Origin of the sequence: Mesorhizobium sp. IMUNJ 23232 (genome assembly GCF_044326205.1) — a bacterium.
GTDB lineage: Bacteria > Pseudomonadota > Alphaproteobacteria > Rhizobiales > Rhizobiaceae > Kumtagia.
On sequence record NZ_JBIRCY010000031.1, the window covers coordinates 37,998 to 56,290 of the forward strand.

Sequence of the window (18,293 nt, forward strand, 5' to 3'; positions counted from 1 at the left end):
GTCCTGTCGGACATCTCCCCCTCAAGGGGGGAGATTGGCAGTTTCGCGCGCCCCGCCTCTCCTGCAACGCTGGCGATTGGCGAAATCCAAGCGGCCGGCGAATCTCCCCCCTTGAGGGGGAGATGTCCGACAGGACAGAGGGGGGTGCCTCGCGCCAGCCTTTCAAACACTACGCCCGGACCGCTTGCCAATGCTGATCACCTGTCCCTATTGCGGCCCGCGCGACGTGTCGGAATTCTCCTACCAGGGCGACGGCAACCGCACGCGCCCCGATCCCGCCTCCACCGACCAGGCCGCTTGGAACGCCTATGTCTACGACCGGACCAACATCGCCGGCGACCACCGCGAGATCTGGCAGCATTCCGGCGGCTGCCGCTCGCATCTGGCCGTCACCCGTAGCACACTGACCCACCGCATTTCCGAGGTGGCCCTCGCCGGCGGTTCTACCGGACGCCGGCATGGAGGCCGCTCATGAGCCCCCGCCGCGGCAATACGGCCGGGCGCGTCGACCGCACCCGCACCATCCGCTTCAGCTTCGACGGCAAGCCGCTGACCGGCCATGCCGGCGACACGCTGGCCTCGGCGCTGCTCGCCAATGGCATCTCGCTGATCGCCCGCTCGTTCAAATACCATCGCCCGCGCGGCGTGCTCACCGCCGGCATCGACGAGCCCAGCGCGCTGGTCACCGTGCTGAACGGCGAAGAGCGCGAGCCCAACATCCCGGCCACCATGCTGGAAATCTACGACGGCCTCGTCGCCGTCAGCCAGAACCGTTTTCCGTCGCTCGCCTTCGACGTCGGCGCGGCGAACGGGCTGGCCGGCAAGGCGATCTCGGCCGGCTTCTACTACAAGACCTTCATGGGCCCGGTCGTCGGCCCGCTGAAGGGCACGCGATTCTGGATGTTCTGCGAGCACTTCATCCGCCGCGCCGCGGGTCTCGGCAGGGCAGGAACTGTCAGAGACTCGTCGCGCTACGAACGCATGAACGCATTTTGCGACGTGCTGGTTGTCGGCTCCGGGCCGGCCGGCCTGATGGCCGCGAAGGCCGCTTCGGAAAATGGCACGCGTGTCATCCTCGCCGAACTGGACTCGCGCTTCGGCGGTTCGGCCAACTGGTCCGCCGAGCAGATCGACAACTTGCCCGCTACCGAATGGGCCGCCGAAACGGTGCGCGAGCTTCAAGCGCGCGAAAACGTCCGCCTGCTGCCGCGCACCACCGTCTGGGGTTATTACGACAGCAACAGCCTCGCGGCCCTTGAGCGCGTCGCCGACCACAAGGCAACCCCCGGCAAGGGCGAGCCGCGCCACCGCCACTGGTCGATCCGCGCCGGCAGCGTGGTTCTTGCCACCGGCGCCTTCGAGCGCCCGCTGGTGTTTCCCGGAAACGACCGTCCCGGCGTCATGCTCGCCTCCGCCGCCCAGCGTTACGCGACCGAATTCGGCGTCTTGCCCGGCGAGAAGGTGGCTCTGTTCGCCAACAATGACGGCGCCTATGCAGCGGCCCAGGCCCTGCGCGATGCCGGCGCTTCGATAACCGCCATCGTCGATGTCCGCTCTGAGATTTCGGCCGAGGCTCGCGCCATCGCCTCGTCGGTCGGCGGGCAGTTGCTGCTGCGCCACGCCGTTGTCGCCACCGAAGGCGGCAAGCATGTCTCCGGCATCAAGGTGCAGGCTTTCGACCTTGCCGCCCGCGCCCTCACCGGCGAGGCGCGCCATCTCGACGCCGATTGCCTGGTCGTCTCCGGCGGCTGGTCGCCGGTCATCCACCTCGCCAGCCAGGCCGGCGCCGCGCCGAAATGGGACGAAAGGCTGCAAGCCTTCCTGCCGCCCGAACCCACCCAGAACTGGATCGGCGCCGGCGCCTTCAACGGCCGCTTCACCACCGCGGAGGCGCTGGCCGAAGGGCTTTCGGCCGGGCAGCGCGCCACAGGCGGCAGCGGTCATCCCGAGGCGGCGCCCGAAGTCGAACACGCCTCGCCATTCTCCGAACCGGCGCCGGTCTTCGAGATTCCGGCCAAGGGAAAGGCCTTTGTCGATCTCCAGCACGACGTCACCGCCGAGGACGTGCGCCTCGCCCATCGCGAAGGTTTCGTCTCGGTCGAGCACCTGAAGCGCTACACCACGCTCGGCATGGCGACTGACCAGGGCAAGACCTCCAACGTGCCTGGCCTCGCCATCATGGCCGATGCGCTGGGAAAACCGATCGCCGAAGTCGGCACCACGCGCTTCCGGCCGCCCTTCACCTCCGTATCGATCGGTTCGCTCGCCGCCGAACGTTACGGCGACGTGAAGCCAGAGCGGCTAACGCCGATGCACGACTGGCATGTGGCGCAGGGCGCAAAAATGTACGCCGCCGGCCTGTGGTTCCGCCCGCAGATCTACGGCAAGCCCGGCGAAACGGTAGAACAGGCCTATGTGCGCGAAACCAGGACCACACGCGAGATCGCCGGCATCGTCGACGTCTCGACGCTCGGCAAGATCGCCGTGCAGGGGCCGGATGCGGCCGAGCTGCTCGACCGCGTCTACACCAACATGTTCTCGACGCTCTCCGTCAACAAGGCGCGCTACGGCCTGATGCTGCGCGAGGAAGGCATCGCCTTCGACGACGGCACCACCTGGCGTCTCGGCGAGCACGATTTCCTGATGACCACGACCACGGCCAATGCCGGCAAGGTCATGCAGCATCTGGAATATTATCTCGACGTGGTCTGGCCGGGCCTGAAAGTCCATGTCACCTCCGTCACCGACCAGTGGGCTGGCGCAGCAATCGCCGGGCCGAAAGCCCGCGAAATCCTCGCCGCCTGCGTCACCGGCACCGCTGTCGACAATGCCGCCCTGCCCTTCATGGGCATCGTCAGCGGCGAGGTCGCCGGCGCGCCCGTAAAAATCTGCCGCCTCTCCTTCTCCGGCGAGATGGCGTTCGAGGTCTATTGCGGCGCCGGCCATGGAACCCATGTGTGGGAAGCCCTGATCGAGACCGGCAAACCCTTCGGCATGGTGCCCTACGGCCTGGAAGCGCTGGGCACGATGCGCATCGAGAAAGGGCACGTCACCGGCGCCGAGATCGACGGCCGCACCACGGCAAGCGACCTGCATCTCGACTGGATGCTGTCCAAGAAAAAGCCGTTCATCGGCTCGAACATGCTCGGCCGAGAGGGACTGGTCGCCGAGGACCGCCTTAGACTCGTCGGCCTCATCTCGCTCGACAGCCGCCCGCTCAACGGCGGCTCGCATGTCGTGGAGCAGCTCGACGAGGCCAATCCACGCAACTCCATCGGCCACATCACCGCCGTCTGCTATTCGCCCTCGCTCGGCAAATATATCGGCCTTGCCCTCGTCAAAGGCGGCAAGTCGCGCCACGGCACGCGCGCCTTCGTCTCCGATCCGCTGCGAAAACGCTTCGGACCGGTCGAGATCGTCAGCCACCACTTCTTCGATCCCGAAGGGAGCCGCGTGCATGGTTGAGATGCTTTCGCCCCTTCAGCCGGTGTGGCGGCCGGGTTCGCATGGCAATTTTACCGATGGCGTGGGCGTCGTGCTTTCTGAGACGCAGCCCGGCTCGATCGTGCAAGTTGCCGCCTGGCATGGCGAGGAGAAGGCTGTCATCGCCGCCATCCGCACGGCCGCTGGCCTCTCCCTGCCGGACGGCGCCGGCGGCGGCATCGCGACCGATGGCAAGGCGGCCTTCGGCATCGCCCCTGGAAAATTCCTGGTGGTGTCGGACGACGAAGGTCTGGCTGATTCTCTCCTTCAGGCGATTCCGATAAACCTCGGAACCGTCACGGATCTTTCGCACGGACGCACGGCCCTGCGCATCGCCGGCCCGAAGGCGGAATGGGTGCTGGCGAAATTCTTCGCGATCGATTTTTCGCTGCCCGCCTTCCCGCTCTGCTCGGGCATCTCGACCAATCATCATGATATCTTCGCCCATATCCAGCGCACCGGACCGGACAGCTTCGACCTCACCATCTTCCGCTCCTTCGCCCGCTCCTTCTGGACGGCGCTCTGCCATGCTAGCGAAGAGGTTGGCTACGAGGTGCGGTAGGCGCCGTTTCCTTCTGTCCTTCACGAAGAGAAGGGTGCAAAGCACGAGCGAAGGGGGCCGAATGCGGGGGCTGCACAAAAGACCAATGGTCTTGCCGCTCGATGGTGTTATTGTGCCGCTCGCAATTCCCAGGTCTGAACCGCAAGCGAACGGATGAACCATGGGCCAGCAGCATCGATTCTCAACAATTTCACTCGCCGGCATCTTCGTACTGGCGGCTATCGGCGGCGCGGCGGCCGAGCCGTCGAAAGACATCGTCGTCTTCGATTTCGAGATGATGGATTCAAGCGCCGCCGCCGGCATCATCCCGCAAGACGCGCGCGATACCCAATACTTGCAAGAGTCCACCCAGGCGGCGAAGGATTTCCTACTGTCGACCGGCCGATACAGGATCGTCGACGCAAAACCGGCGGCGGGAGACCTCGCCAAGGCCGGCGCCTTGCGCGATTGCAAGGGCTGTGAAGCGCCGATCGCCGAAAAGCTTGGCGGGCAACTGGCTGTGACCGGCGTGGTCAACCGAGTGAGCCGCACCGAATACGAAATGCTGATCAGGGTCGTCGACGCCGGCACGGGCGCACCGGTGGCGCTGGGCTATTCGGGCCTGCGCATGGGCGCCAACTATTCCTGGCCGCGCGGCGCCAAATGGGTCATGGAAAGACGCATCGCCGGCAGCCTGCCAAGCAAATGAAGTCCGTTTTTGACTCGGCAAGTTGAGGGCCTTGGCAACTCTCGACGTTTCCCATCCGGGCGGATGGAAAACCTAACCAACCCGCCCAAAACTCCCGACGATCGTCAGCACCTGCACGCTTTCCGGCAGTGCGATCAGGAACTCCTTGTCCCGCGGCAGGTGGTGGATTTGCGTCGGGTCACCGCCGGTAAAGCGTGCCATGGCCTCGACGCCTTCCCAATAAGAGACCGTCACGAATTCGCTCTCCGTGTCGCGATCCTCGCGGAAACTTTGTACGCCCAGCGCCTTCTCGATCAGCGGTTTTATCCCGGCTTCATGCAGGTAGACGGCATAGTCATCGGCGATCTCCCGCCGTGTACGCCCGCGCCAGATGCGTGCGATCGTTGGTAAAGGCGGGTTGGCCATGTCGATACCCTCCGTGGATTACCGCCCGACGCGCCTGTCTGCCATGCAAATTCCCGAACTGCCGGGAAGAACCAGCAGGCGAAGCGCGTTCGCATACATGTGTCGCAATACGCCACGGAGCCGGCCGGGTTCCATGCATAGGGCCATGCTCCTGACATCCGCCGGCCAACGCAACGAATGGGAGGAATTTCATGAATCGCCTGATCGGCACTGCCGCCGCTGTTCTCGTCTGCTCGGCGCTCGGCGCCTTCGCGCAGGACACCACCATGAGCTTTTTCGTCACCAGCGCCAATCCGGGCAAGGGCGGCGACCTTGGCGGCCTTGCCGGCGCCGACGCCTATTGCGGGGCCCTCGCCGCGTCGGCTGGCATCAACGGCAAGACCTGGAAGGCTTATCTCTCGTCCGACGCCGAGAATGCCAAGGACCGCATCGGCACAGGTCCGTGGTTCAATGCCAAGGGCGAGAAGATCGCCGACGACGTCGCTTCGCTGCACAGCGACAAGAACAACATCACCAAACAGACGGCGCTCGATGAAAAGGGCAACCCCGTCAACGGACGCGGCGACAAGCCGAACCAGCACGACATCCTGACCGGCTCCAAGCCGGACGGCACCGCCGCGCCGGAAACCTGCGGCAACTGGACTATGGGCGGCACCGAGGGCGCGGCAATCGTCGGCCATCACGACCGCATGGGTCTCAACGATTCGGCCGAGGCCAAATCCTGGAACGCGTCGCATGCAACGCGCGGCGGTTGCAGTGTCGACGCATTCAAGGGCACGGGCGGCGCCGGCCTGCTCTACTGCTTCGCCGCGAACTGACCTCAACACTGGCCGGGGTCCTTTTGTGGCGCGCGAACAGGCAATTTGATAGGTTTCCCTCCGGCCGCCAGCCGAATGGCTGACACGTCTCGCTGTCGGAGGGAACCGGGCGATGGCAAGCAATGCATTCCGCTTCGACGAAGTCTGGGAGATTCCGGAGGCTCGGCCGGGCGAGGTCTGGGACGTGCTCGCCGATGCGCAACTGCTGCCGCTGTGGTGGGGCGACGTCTACAAGGAAGTCGTCAAGCTGACGCCGGGCGACAGCCCCGTGGTTGGCGCGCAGGCTCGGGCGCGGGCTCGCGGTTTCCTGCCCTATGAGTTGAACTTCATTCTCGAAGCGGTCGAACTGGAACCGGGCAAGGTGGTGGCGGTGAAGACCAGCGGCGATTTCGACGGCCACTGGCGCGCGGTGCTAAAACCTTCCGGCAGCGGCACGCATGTCGATCTCACTTGGCAGGTGTTGGTCGAGCGGCCGATCCTGAAGTTTTTCGCGCCGCTGTTGCGCCCGGCCTTCGCCTGGAACCACCGTTGGACGACGCCGCGCGGCGAAGCGGGGCTCAGGCGGTATCTCAGCGAGCGCAAGGCGAAGGCGGCGTGACTGCAGCCTTACGACTGCGTTACTTCAGGAACGTCACCCACTCTTCCAGCGGCGCGCGCTCGGTGCGGAACTGGTTTTCCGGCTTGGTTGTGTCCTCGTAGCCCAAGGCCATGCCGCAGACGAGGATCTCTTCCTCCGGAATGTTCAGCACCGGGCGGATCTGCCAGTGGTACGGCGCGAAGGCGGCCTGCGGGCAGGTGTGCAGCCCCCTGCCCCGCGCGGCGATCATGATGTTCTCCAAAAACATGCCGAGATCGACCCACGAGCCCTTGTTCAGCCGCCGGTCGATGGTGAAGATCATGCCGACCGGCGCGTCGAAGAAGACAAAATTGCGGTCGTGCTGCTCGCGCATGCGCTCCACTTCGCGTCGCCCGATGCCGAGTGCCGAATAGAGGCCGAAACCGACAGTGCGCCGACGCGTCAGATAGGGTTCGAAGAACTGGTCAGGATAATATTTGTACTCGTCCCAAGCGATCTTTTCCGCGCGTATGCCGGAGTTGAGCACCGCATCGGAAATGCGCTGCTTGGTCTCGCCCTTGGTGACGTAGACGCGCCACGGCTGCATGTTGGTGCCGGAGGGCGCTCGCGCCGACACCTCGAGAATATCGCGGATCACCGCGTCGTCGATCGGGTCGGGCAGGAAGGCGCGCACGGAACGCCGTGAGACGATCGCTTCGTCGACAACAGCAGCCTCGTCGAAATCATCGGTTCTCAAGTCCGGTGCCAGCATGCGTGGTCCTTTCCCTACCGCGCGAACAGGCGTCCCCCAACGCTGCCAAAACCAGCGTTTGCACGACGCCCCGCTATCGCGCAAGCGATTCGTCGCTTGTATGAAATTCTCCTTGCTTTTTTCATGACGGTCATGTGTATGAAATTTTCGAGGATTTTTTCATGACAGCGACGGCCGTGGCGGAGAGGGAGAACGGTACGAACCCGTTGCTGGCACGCGACATCCGCGCGCTGCGCAAGTCACGCGGCTTGACGCTTGTCGAAACGGCGCTGCGGCTCGGCCGCTCAGTCGGCTGGCTCTCCCAGGTCGAACGCGGCTTGTCGGTGCCATCGCTCGGCGACCTGCGCGCCATCGCCTCGGCCTTCTCCGTGCCGATCAGCCTGTTCTTCACCCACGAGGTGCCGCGCGAACAGGAACGCGGCGTCGTCGTGCGCGCCGGTTCGCGCCGGCCGCTTGGCACAAGCGAATCAGGCCTGGTGGAGGAGCTTCTGTCGCCCGATCTCGGCGGTAGTTTCGAGCTGATCCGCTCGGAATTCGCGCCGGGCGCCGCGCTGGAGGAAGCGTCGCTGCGCGACACCGAGGAGGCGGGCTACGTGGTCTCGGGTCGTTTCGACATCGAGATCGGCGGCGTCTGGCACAGTCTTGGCGCCGGCGACAGTTTTAGGTTCAAGGACAAGACGCACCGCTGGCGAAATCCGGGGAAAGTCCCAACCGTCGTCATCTGGGTCGTGTCCCCGCCGGTGTATTGAGAGATTTGCAATGTCGATGCCAACGCAGACCAGAAGCTTTATCACCCAGCGGGTCCAGAAAAATGGCTGATCTCCCCTCCCACGCCGGTGTGGTCATCATAGGCGGCGGCGCGGTCGGTGTCTCCTCGCTCTATCATCTCGCCAAAGCCGGCTGGACCGACTGCGTACTGGTCGAAAAGAATGAGCTCACCTCCGGCTCGACCTGGCATGCCGCCGGCAATGTGCCGACCTTCTCGTCTTCCTGGTCGCTGATGAACATGCAGCGCTACTCCGCCACGCTCTATCGCGGCCTGGCGGAAGAAGTCGGCTACCCCATGAACTACCACGTCACGGGCTCGCTGCGCCTCGCCCACGGCAAGGAGCGCATGCGCGAGTTTCAGCGCGCAAAAGGCATGGGACGTTACCAGGGCATGGCGATCGACGTTGTCGGCCCCGACGAGATCAAGGCACGCTACCCCTTCATCGAGACGCATGACCTTGCCGGCGCGCTCTTCGACCCCAATGACGGCGACATCGACCCCGCCCAGCTCACCCAGGCGCTGGCCAAGGGCGCGCGTGACATGGGCCAGAAGATCGTCCGCTTCTGTCCGGTCACCGGCGTCAGGCGCGACAACGGCGAGTGGGTGATCTCGACCGCGCAGGGCGACATACGTTGCGAATACGTGGTCAACGCCGCCGGCTACCGCGCCCAGGAGGTCGGAAAACTGTTCGGCCGCGACGTGCCGATGATGGTGATGAGCCACCAGTACATATTGTTCGAGGAGATCCCTGAGCTCGCCGCCTGGACGAAGGAGCAAGGCAAAAAACTGCCGTTGCTGCGCGACGTCGACACGTCCTACTACCTGCGGCAGGAAAAGAGCGGCATGAATCTCGGCCCCTACGAGCGCAACTGCCGGGTGCATTGGGCCGGCCACAACGATCCAATGCCGGATGATTTTTCCTTCCAACTCTTCCCGGACGATCTCGACCGGCTGGAGCATTATCTTGACGACGCGGTTCGCCGCGTGCCGATCCTCGGCACGGCGGGGCTGAGCAAGGTCATCAACGGCCCGATCCCCTATGCGCCGGACGGCAACCCGCTGATCGGTCCGATGCCCGGCGTGCCCAACGCCTTCGAAGCCTGCGTCTTCACCTTCGGCATCGCCCAGGCCGGCGGCGCCGGAAAGGTGCTGGCCGAATGGGTCACGCAAGGCCATACCGAATGGGACATGTGGTCCTGCGACCCCCGCCGCTTCACCGCCTTCACGGCGGATAAGGACTATTGCGTCGCCAAGGGCCTCGAAATCTACGGCAACGAATATGCCATTTCCTTCCCCCGCCATGCCTGGCCGGCGGGCCGCAACCAAAAACTGTCGCCGATCCACGACCGCATTGCCGCGCTTGGCGCCCAGTTCAACGCCTACAATGGCTGGGAGCGTGCCACCTGGTATGCAAGACCCGGCGATGACACCTCGGAAGAATCCACCCAGACCTTCGACCGCGCCGGCCCGTGGGAGCCGCGCATCCGCGAGGAATGTCTTGCCGTACGCGACGCCGCCGGCATTCTGGACCTGCCCGGATTCTCGCGCTTCCGCCTGCAAGGCCCGGGCGCACGCGACTGGCTGTCATCGCTCATCACCGGCATCGTGCCAAAACCCGGCCGCATCGGCCTCGGATATTTTGCCGACGAACAAGGCCGCATCGTAACCGAAATGTCGATCATGGCGCTCGACGAGGACTTTTTCTTCCTGATCACCGCCGCCGTCGCGCAGAGCCACGACTTCGAGTGGCTTGCGAAGAACCTGCCGCAAGACCGTGAAATAACTCTGGTTGATGTCACCGAGAACTTCTCCTGCCAGATTCTCTCCGGTCCCAAATCGCGCGAAATCCTCGCCGAAGTTACCGACGCCGACCTGTCGAAACCCTGGCTGTCGCACCAGTCCTGCCAGATCGCCGGTCGCTGGCTGCAACTGGTGCGCGTTTCCTTTGCCGGCGAACTAGGTTGGGAGCTGCACACCAAGGTCGAGGACACGCCGGCCATTTTCGACGCGGTCTGGGCCGCCGGCCAGAAGCACGGACTGAAACCGTTCGGCATGTTCGCGCTGGATTCGCTGCGGATCGAAAAAGGCTACCGCGCCTGGAAGGGCGACCTCTCGACCGACTATTCGGTGCTGCAGGGCGGGCTGGAGCGTTTTGTCAAATGGGACAAGCCAGCCTTCGCGGGCAAGCGAGCCCTCCAGAACGAAAAGCAGCAGGGCGTGACGAAAAAATTCGTGACGCTGACGCTGGACGATCCCGGCCCCTGCGACGCGCCCTACATGTCGACGCTGTGGCATGACGGGAGCATCGTCGGCGAGACGACGTCAGGAGGTTGGGGCTACAGGGTGGACAAGTCGATCGCGCTGGGCATGCTGCGCGCCGACCTGACCGTTCCCGGCACGAAGGTCGAGGTGGAGATTTTCGGCGACCGTTTTGTCGCCACTGTCCAGCCCGACAAGCCGCTCTGGGACCCCGAAAACCTGAGGCTTCGCGCATAACATGACCCTGCCCTTCCCCGACCACGCCTTTGGCGCCTTCCTGTTCGACATGGACGGCACGCTGCTGAGTTCGATTGCCGCCGCCGAGCGCGTCTGGGCGGCCTGGGCGACGCGCCATGGGCTCGACGTCGCCGCCTTCCTGCCGACCATTCACGGCGTGCGCGCCAGCGAGACGATTCGCGCACTCAACCTGCCCGGCGTCGACGTTCAGGCCGAGGTCGCAGCCCTCACCCAGGCCGAGATGGACGATGTGGACGGCATCGAATCGATTGCCGGCGCGGCCGCTTTCCTGGCCGCCCTGCCCGCCGACCGCTGGGCGATCGTCACCTCGGCGCCGCGCCCGCTCGCCATCCGCCGCCTCGAGGCCGCCGGCATCCCGCTGCCGCCGCTGATGGTGGCCGGCGAGGACGTGACCAGCGGCAAGCCAGCGCCCGACTGTTTCCTGCTTGCGGCCAAGCGGCTCGGCCAGCAGCCGCATGACTGCCTTGTCTTCGAGGACGCGCCCGCCGGCATCCGCGCCGCCGAGGCGGCCGGCGCGCGGGTGGTGGTTGTCACGGCGACGCACACGCATCGCTTCGAAACACTCCATCCCACGATCCCTGGCTATGAAGCGCTCGCGCCGTTGACCGACGCGGCCGGCCGGCTGGTGATCTCCGGTTTTGCCGGCCGGGCAGCGTGAGGAACCCGGAATGCCAAAACCATCTTCCCGCATCCAAAACATCATCCCCTCCGGCCGGGACGGCTGGGAGGTGCATTTCGCCGCCATGACCCGCAAACAGGCGGGCGAGCCGATTATCATGCTGTCGGTCGGCGACCATGATTTCGACACGCCATACGAGACGGTCGAGGCCTGCGTGGCGGCAGTGCGCGGCGGTTTTCACCACTATACGCAGCTTCCCGGCATTCCCGGCTTGCGCGCCGCCATGGCGAAGGTTTCCACCGAGGCCACAGGCGTGTCGACCAGCGTCGACGAGGTCATCGCCACGCCGGGCGGGCAGGCCGCGCTTTATTCCGCCGTGCAAACCGTGCTCGATGCGGGTACCCATGCGATCGTCGTAGCACCCTACTACGCCACCTACCCCGGCACGTTCCGTGCCGCCGGAGCCGATTTCACGGTGGTCGAGACGCATGCCGAGACCGGCTTCCAGCCCGAGGCGGCGGCGATCGAGGCGGCGGTCAGGAAAAATACCCGCGCCATCCTCGTCAATACGCCGAACAACCCGACCGGCGCCGTCTATACGAAAAAATCGCTGGAAGGCATCGCCGACATCTGCCGCCGCCACGACCTCTGGCTGCTGTCCGACGAGGTCTATTGGACGCTGGGCGGCGGCGAACATGTCTCGCCCCGCTCGCTCCCCGGCATGGCCGAGCGCACGCTGGTCATCAACTCCATGTCGAAGAGCCACGGCATGACCGGCTGGCGCATCGGCTGGCTCACCGGCCCCGCCGAGATCATCCGGCTTGCCATCGACCTCAACCTCGTCACCACCTACGGCCTGACCGATTTCGTCTCGCGCGCCGCCACGCAGGCGCTGGAGAACCGCTTTGGCGTGGCCGAGATCGCCGCCCGCTACGCCGCCCGCCAGCAGGCTTTTATCGCCGAAGTCGCCGGCCTCAACCGCATCACCGTGCGCGGCTCCGAGGGCGGCATGTACGTCATGCTCGACGTGCGCGAGGTCGAGCCCGACTGCGAGGCCTTCGCCTGGGCTTTTCTCGACGCCGAAAAGGTCGCCGTGATGCCCGGCTCCTCCTTCGGCGAGGCCTCCGCCGGCCACATCCGCATCAGCCTCTGCCAGCCCGAACCCGTGCTTGCCGACGCCGCCACGCGGCTCAAGCGTTTCGTCGCCAGTTACCGGAAGAAAGCCGCATGACCACCCTTCCCCAAAAGGCCCGCGTGGTCATCATCGGCGGCGGCGTCGCCGGCTGCTCGATGGCCTATCATCTGGCGAAACTCGGCTGGACCGACATCCTCCTGCTCGAGCGCAAGCAGCTCACCTCCGGCACCACATGGCACGCGGCCGGGCTGATCGGCCAGTTGCGCGCCACCGCCAACATGACGCGGCTCGCCAAATACACGGCCGACCTCTACGTCAAGTTGGAAGAGGAGACGGGCGTCGCCACCGGCATGCGCCAGTGCGGCTCGATCTCCGTGGCGCTGACCTCCGAGCGCAAGGAAGAACTCTATCGCAACGCCTCGATGGCGCGCGCCCGCGGCGTCGACGTGGAGGAGATCTCGCCGGCCGAGGCAAAAACCCGCTATCCGCATCTGGAGATCGGCGACGTGGTCGGCGCCGTCTACATCCCCAAGGACGGCCAGGGCGACCCGGCCAACATCACCCAGGCGCTCGCCAAGGGCGCCCGCATGCTCGGCGCGAAGATCGTCGAGCAGGCGAAGGTCACCGCCATCCACCAGGACAAGGGCCGCGTCACCGGCGTCACCGCGGTTGTTGACGGCGAAGCCACGACCATCGCCTGCGAGCATGTCGTCAACTGCGCCGGCATGTGGGCGCATGGCGTCGGCGCAATGGCCGGCGTGCCGGTGCCGCTACATGCCTGCGAGCATTTCTACATCGTCACCGAGCCGATCCCTGGGCTGCAGCGGCTGCCGGTGCTGCGCGTGCCGGACGAATGCGCCTACTACAAGGAGGACGCCGGAAAAATCCTGCTCGGCGCCTTCGAGCCGGTCGCAAAACCCTGGGGCATGGACGGCATTCCTGAGGATTTCTGCTTCGACCAGTTGCCGGAGGATTTCGACCACTTCGAGCCGATCCTCGAAAAGGCGGTGAAGCGTTTTCCGCTGCTCGCCGAGACCGGCATCCACACTTTCTTCAACGGCCCGGAAAGTTTTACCCCCGACGACCGCTATTACCTCGGCGAGGCGCCGCAACTGCGCAATTTCTGGGTCGCCTGCGGCTTCAACTCGATCGGCATCCAGTCGTCCGGCGGCGCCGGCATGGCGCTGGCCCAGTGGATGCAGGACGGCGAACCACCCTTCGACCTGTGGGACGTCGATATCCGCCGCGTCCAGCCGTTCCAGGCCAACAAGACCTATCTCTACCGGCGCTCGGTCGAGACGCTCGGCCTGCTCTATGCCGACCATTTTCCCTACCGCCAAATGGTGTCAGCACGCGGCGTGCGCCGGTCGCCGCTGCACGAGCACCTGAAGGCGCGCGGCGCCGTCTTCGGCGAGGTCGCCGGTTGGGAGCGTGCTAACTGGTTCGCGCGCGACGGCCAGGAGCGCGAATACCGCTATTCGTGGAAGCGCCAGAACTGGTTCGACAACCAGCGCGACGAACACCTCGCGGTGCGCAACGACGTCGGCCTGTTCGACATGACCTCGTTCGGAAAGATCCGCGTCGAGGGCCGCGACGCGCTGCCTTTCCTGCAAAAACTCTGCGCCAACGACATGGACGTACCTGCGGGCAAGATCGTCTACACGCAGATGCTCAACGAGCGCGGCGGCATCGAGAGCGATCTGACCGTCAGCCGCCTGTCGGAAACGGCGTTCCTGCTGGTCGTGCCCGGCGCCACGCTGCAGCGCGACCTCGCCTGGCTGCGCCGCCACCTCACGGACGAGTTCGTGGTGATCACCGACGCAACGGCGGCCGAAAGCGTGCTCTGCCTGATGGGGCCGCGCGCCCGCGATGTCATCAAGAAGGTCAGCCCGAACGATTTCTCGAACGAACACAACCCGTTCGGCACCTGGCAAAAAATCGAGATCGGCATGGGCGAGGCGCGCGCCCACCGCGTCACCTATGTCGGCGAGCTCGGCTGGGAGCTATACGTCTCGACCGACCAGGCCGCCCATGTCTTCGAGGCAATCGAGGAGGCCGGCGCGGAGTTCGGGCTGAAACTCTGCGGCCTGCACACGCTGGATTCCTGCCGCATCGAAAAGGCTTTCCGGCATTTCGGCCACGACATCACCGACGAGGACCATGTGCTGGAAGCCGGCCTCGGTTTCGCGGTCAAGACATCGAAACCCGGCTTCATCGGCCGCGACGCCATCCTGCGCAAGCGCGAGGCCGGGCTGGAGCGCCGCATGGTGCAGTTCCGCCTGACCGACCCGCAGCCGCTGCTCTTCCACAACGAGGCGATCGTCCGCGACGGAAAGATCGTCGGCACCGTCACCTCGGGCAATTACGGCCACCATCTCGGCGGCGCCATCGGCATGGGCTACGTGCCCTGCACCGGCCAGTCCGAAGCCGACATCCTCGCTTCATCCTACCAGATCGAGATCGCCGGGGAACGCTTTGCAGCGCAAGCTTCGCTCAAGCCGATGTATGATCCTGGTTCGGAGCGCGTTAGAGTGTAGCGCCTCTGCCTGTTCCCCGAAGGGGCGGATGAGGATGAGGCAGTGTAAACCCCCGATGCTTTGATTACCCTCAAAATGTACCTTCCGGATGGGAGACAATCCGATATGCGACTGCGACAAGCCGCCCTGCCCGTCCTTGCCCTCGTCCTTGCCGCTTGCCAAGCGCAGCCGGCTAAGATCACGACCAGTTCCGGCGGCAAGAGCGCGTCGCTGAGGTCGATGGAGGTGGTGGCGACCGCCGCGCACAAATGCTGGTTCGCCTCGAAGGACCCGGCCTTCAAGACCTATCGTTTCGCCAACGAGCTGAATTCCATGACCGGCCAGCCGCGCTTCTTGCTGGTGCCGGCGAAAAACTTCGGCGGCAAGCCGCTGCTGGTCGTGCAGGCGCAGGGCAACTCGCCGCGCGTCGATGCCTTCGGCCCGCTGATGAGCGAGCCGCTGGGCGCACGCATTTCCGGCGATCTGCGCCGCTGGACGGCCGGCGACACTTCGTGTGGTGCCGCCGCCTAGTCCCTTGTGATTGGCGTCCAAATTGAACCATTCCGTCGATGTGACAATGTTGCCTGCTGCAAATGTCAGTGCGGCCTTGTGGCCGGCACAATCACTGGCGGAAAGGTTCAATCTGGACGCTTGGCATTGTGATCGCGATCCAATTGAACCGCCTCACTGCCAGGGACGCCGCAATCCTTCATGCTCGGCATCCGCCCTGGACAGGCCGATGTCCTTCAACTGATCGTCGGTCATTTCCAGAAGGGCCATGCGGCCGCGGCGCCGTTCCATCATGGCCGACAGCCCGTCGACCGCCTTGGACAGCAGCCGGACCATACGCGTTGCAATCCCGGTTGACGGAGCGGTCTCACGGAACGATCCGCTTGGGGAGAATGTCTCGATTGTGCTCATTGCAATACCCTCTCGTTTGATTGTCATGATTGACAGGTACAATCTTTTGAATTGACTCTATTACAATAGCAATATATGAAATTGTCCCCATGACAAATTGGCTCCCCGATCTCACCAAAGGCACCGGTCCGCTCTATCTGCGCCTGGCGGACCAGATTGAAACCGACATCGGCGAAGGCACGCTGCCGCCCGGCGAAAAGCTGCCGCCGCAGCGCAACCTCGCCTTCGACATCGGCGTGACGATAGGCACTGTGACACGCGCCTATGCCGTGGCGCGCGAGCGCGGGCTGGTGAGCGGGGAGGTCGGGCGCGGCACCTATGTGCTCGACCGCCATCTCGAGGGCGCCCGCACGCCGAGCATGGCTCAACAGATGCCGGAGCGGCTGTCGGTCATTCCCGAGGCGACGCCTGCGGCGATAAAGCTCAGAATGGATACGACCTCGGCGCCCGAAATCGGCCAGAGCGCGATCATCCGCAACTTGCTCAACCAGATCACCCAGAAACATCCCGACAAGATCGGCGACTATACCCGCAACTGGCCGCAGGACTGGCGCGAGGCGGGCCGCAAATGGCTGACATCAGGCGACTGGAAGCCCGATGCGCAGTCGATCGTGCCGACCACCGGCGTGCATGCGGCGATCATGGCGGTTATCGCGGCGGTCACCGCGCCCGGCGACAAGATCGCCTTCGAGCAACTTACCTATGCCTCGATCTCGCGCAGCGCCAATCTGATGGGCCGGCGCAGCGTCGTTTTCGCCAATGACGGCGAAGGCGCCGACGCGGAGGATTTCGAGCGGCTATGTGCGCAGCAGCATCCGAAACTCGTCTTCCTCATGCCCGCCCTGCAAAACCCGACCCTGTCGGTGATCCCGATCGAGCGTCTGAAGGCGATCGTCGAGGTGGCGCGAAAGTACAATGTCTGGCTGATCGAGGACGCGATCTACGCAACGCTGCTGGAAGGCCGATACACGACGCTGGCGTCGCTGGCGCCGGAGCGGACTTTTCATGTCGGCGGCCTGTCCAAGGCGGTGGCGGCGGGCGTGCGCGGCGGCTGGGCCGCCTGCCCCGCCCACATGGCGCCGCGCGTGCAGACGGCGCACAAGATGGTCACCGGCGGCCTGCCCTTCATCCTTGCGGAACTCGCGGCCGAGATGGTCAATACCGGCCAGGCCGAGTCGATCCGCGGGGATGTTCGCCGCGAGATCGCCGAGCGCGAGGCTGTAGCCCGGCGCGTCTTCCACGGCCTCGACTTCAATTCCCACCGCAACATCCCGTATCTGTGGATGAAGCTGCCGGAGCCTTGGCTGTCGGGCACGTTCAAGCAGGTCGCCGCCAATGAGGGCGTGCTGATCGACGACGAGGACGAATACAAGCCGGCGCGCGCCGAAAAGGTGTTCCACCGCATCCGCATCGGCTTTTCGATGCCGTCGAAGCGCGACCAGGTGGCCGGCGGTTTTGCCACGCTGCGGCGCCTGCTCGACCACGGCAATGCCGGTTATGACAGTTATGGGTGATTCGAGGCTGTTGGGCGTCGATAGCCCCTCACTTGCGATTTCTAACACTTAACCTCGCTTCTTCCTCGCCTTTCAGGCTCGGCGCTCGGTTAAGATGTTGAAATCGCTTTCTCTCCCGCAAGGGGAGAGATAGGGCCTGCGTCAGCCTCGCCACCAATTGTCAGTGTCTGCGACTGGCAGGAACGGCGAAGCGCGATATCTCTCCCCTTGCGGGAGAGAAAGCGATTTCAAAATCTTAGCTGGAGTAGGGCGAAGCCCGTCAGCGAAAGCTAAGTGTTAGAAATCGCAAGTGAGGGGCATTGGACAGATTGAACCTCCTGATCCTACTTCCGGTGATTGCCGGCGAACGCCGCAGTCACGCCCAGCCCTATGAACACCACGCCGCTGACATAGCGTTCGACATTGAGATAGGCTTTGCTGCGCTTCAGCCAGCCGCCGGCGGCACTTGCAGCCAGTGCATAGCAGCCGTCGCTGATGAAGCCGAGAAGCGTGAACAGCAAGCCCAAAAAAGCGATCTGCATGGCCACATGGCCCCGCCCAACATCGACGAACTGCGGCAGGAAGGCCAGGAAGAACAGTGCCGTCTTCGGATTGAGCAGGTTGACGACAAATCCTTCGCGGAACAGCCGCCCATAGTCGGCGCGTGGCGTCTCGGCGTCGAGGTCGAGGGGTTCGACGCGGCCGAAGATCTTCTTCAGCCCGATCCAGATCAGATAGGCCGCGCCCGCATATTTGACGATGCTGAAGGCCAGCGCCGACGAGGCGAGCAGCGCCGACAGGCCGAGCGAGGCGGCGAGCACATGCACCAGCGTGGCGGAATGGATGCCGAGGTCGGATACGAAACCGGCAAGCCTGCCCTGCTCGATCGAGCGGGCGACGATATAGAGCACTGCCGGTCCCGGCGTGACCAAGAGCACCAGAGCGGCGACGATGAACAGACCGAGACTAGCCGCGCCGGGTATGACTATTTCCATGAAGCACCTCGTGCCGCGACTATTTTTCGAAGGTTCAAAGGCCG

The 18,293-nt window shown here is 64.7% G+C and carries 17 protein-coding genes; 13 read left to right on the plus strand and 4 right to left on the minus strand.

The window, feature by feature from the left end:
- The first annotated feature begins 190 nt into the window (after window positions 1-190).
- The 4 genes from ACH196_RS21645 (at window position 191) to ACH196_RS21660 (ending at window position 4,733) form a co-directional block, all read left to right on the plus strand.
- The gene (locus tag ACH196_RS21645; RefSeq protein WP_396649003.1) at window positions 191-475 is read left to right on the plus strand and encodes a sarcosine oxidase subunit delta family protein; all 285 of its coding nucleotides are present in this window, start codon (window positions 191-193) and stop codon (window positions 473-475) included.
- Entirely contained in the window at window positions 472-3,465 is a 2,994-nt protein-coding gene (locus ACH196_RS21650; protein WP_396649004.1) for a sarcosine oxidase subunit alpha family protein, read from the plus strand. The genes ACH196_RS21645 and ACH196_RS21650 overlap by 4 nt, the downstream gene beginning before the upstream one ends.
- The gene (gene soxG, locus ACH196_RS21655; protein WP_396649005.1) at window positions 3,458-4,045 is read left to right on the plus strand and encodes a sarcosine oxidase subunit gamma family protein; all 588 of its coding nucleotides are present in this window, start codon (window positions 3,458-3,460) and stop codon (window positions 4,043-4,045) included. The genes ACH196_RS21650 and soxG overlap by 8 nt, the downstream gene beginning before the upstream one ends.
- A 160-nt stretch (window positions 4,046-4,205) precedes the next feature.
- Window positions 4,206-4,733, plus strand: coding sequence for a DUF3280 domain-containing protein (locus tag ACH196_RS21660; protein ID WP_396649006.1), 528 nt, complete (start codon window positions 4,206-4,208; stop codon window positions 4,731-4,733).
- A 72-nt stretch (window positions 4,734-4,805) separates the two neighbouring features.
- Here ACH196_RS21660 and ACH196_RS21665 read toward each other — a convergent pair whose 3' ends face one another.
- Window positions 4,806-5,138, minus strand: coding sequence for an antibiotic biosynthesis monooxygenase family protein (locus ACH196_RS21665; RefSeq protein WP_396649007.1), 333 nt, complete (start codon window positions 5,136-5,138; stop codon window positions 4,806-4,808).
- Between the two features lie 191 nt (window positions 5,139-5,329).
- Here ACH196_RS21665 and ACH196_RS21670 point away from each other — a divergent pair, with 191 nt between their 5' ends.
- Window positions 5,330-5,956 (plus strand): hypothetical protein, encoded by a 627-nt coding sequence (locus ACH196_RS21670; protein ID WP_396649008.1) that lies wholly within the window; start codon window positions 5,330-5,332, stop codon window positions 5,954-5,956.
- 112 nt (window positions 5,957-6,068) lie between these two features.
- Window positions 6,069-6,554, plus strand: a complete 486-nt coding sequence (locus tag ACH196_RS21675; protein WP_396649009.1) for an SRPBCC family protein — start codon at window positions 6,069-6,071, stop codon at window positions 6,552-6,554.
- A 19-nt stretch (window positions 6,555-6,573) separates the two neighbouring features.
- Here the strand turns inward: ACH196_RS21675 and ACH196_RS21680 are convergent, their stop codons facing one another.
- Window positions 6,574-7,284: a nitroreductase gene (locus ACH196_RS21680; RefSeq protein WP_396649010.1), complete on the minus strand. Its 711-nt coding sequence runs from the start codon at window positions 7,282-7,284 to the stop codon at window positions 6,574-6,576.
- A gap of 161 nt (window positions 7,285-7,445) precedes the next feature.
- Here ACH196_RS21680 and ACH196_RS21685 point away from each other — a divergent pair, with 161 nt between their 5' ends.
- From ACH196_RS21685 to ACH196_RS21710, 6 genes are all read left to right on the plus strand, one after another.
- Complete coding sequence (locus tag ACH196_RS21685) at window positions 7,446-8,033, plus strand: helix-turn-helix domain-containing protein (protein ID WP_396649011.1); 588 nt, start codon at window positions 7,446-7,448, stop codon at window positions 8,031-8,033.
- Between the two features lie 62 nt (window positions 8,034-8,095).
- Window positions 8,096-10,549 (plus strand): FAD-dependent oxidoreductase, encoded by a 2,454-nt coding sequence (locus ACH196_RS21690; RefSeq protein ID WP_396649012.1) that lies wholly within the window; start codon window positions 8,096-8,098, stop codon window positions 10,547-10,549.
- A 1-nt stretch (window position 10,550) separates the two neighbouring features.
- Entirely contained in the window at window positions 10,551-11,228 is a 678-nt protein-coding gene (locus ACH196_RS21695; RefSeq protein WP_396649013.1) for an HAD-IA family hydrolase, read from the plus strand.
- Between the two features lie 10 nt (window positions 11,229-11,238).
- Window positions 11,239-12,420, plus strand: coding sequence for a pyridoxal phosphate-dependent aminotransferase (locus ACH196_RS21700; RefSeq protein WP_396649014.1), 1,182 nt, complete (start codon window positions 11,239-11,241; stop codon window positions 12,418-12,420).
- Window positions 12,417-14,861, plus strand: a complete 2,445-nt coding sequence (locus ACH196_RS21705) for an FAD-dependent oxidoreductase (protein WP_396649015.1) — start codon at window positions 12,417-12,419, stop codon at window positions 14,859-14,861. The genes ACH196_RS21700 and ACH196_RS21705 overlap by 4 nt, the downstream gene beginning before the upstream one ends.
- 105 nt (window positions 14,862-14,966) lie before the next feature.
- Window positions 14,967-15,371, plus strand: coding sequence for a hypothetical protein (locus ACH196_RS21710; RefSeq protein WP_396649016.1), 405 nt, complete (start codon window positions 14,967-14,969; stop codon window positions 15,369-15,371).
- A gap of 153 nt (window positions 15,372-15,524) precedes the next feature.
- Here the strand turns inward: ACH196_RS21710 and ACH196_RS21715 are convergent, their stop codons facing one another.
- Window positions 15,525-15,686: a DUF1127 domain-containing protein gene (locus ACH196_RS21715; RefSeq protein ID WP_396649017.1), complete on the minus strand. Its 162-nt coding sequence runs from the start codon at window positions 15,684-15,686 to the stop codon at window positions 15,525-15,527.
- 164 nt (window positions 15,687-15,850) lie between these two features.
- Here ACH196_RS21715 and ACH196_RS21720 point away from each other — a divergent pair, with 164 nt between their 5' ends.
- A complete protein-coding gene (locus ACH196_RS21720; protein ID WP_396649018.1) occupies window positions 15,851-17,275 on the plus strand; it encodes a PLP-dependent aminotransferase family protein in 1,425 nt (474 codons plus the stop codon).
- 323 nt (window positions 17,276-17,598) lie between these two features.
- Here the strand turns inward: ACH196_RS21720 and ACH196_RS21725 are convergent, their stop codons facing one another.
- The gene (locus ACH196_RS21725; RefSeq protein ID WP_396649019.1) at window positions 17,599-18,249 is read right to left on the minus strand and encodes a LysE family translocator; all 651 of its coding nucleotides are present in this window, start codon (window positions 18,247-18,249) and stop codon (window positions 17,599-17,601) included.
- Window positions 18,250-18,293: the final 44 nt, after the last annotated feature.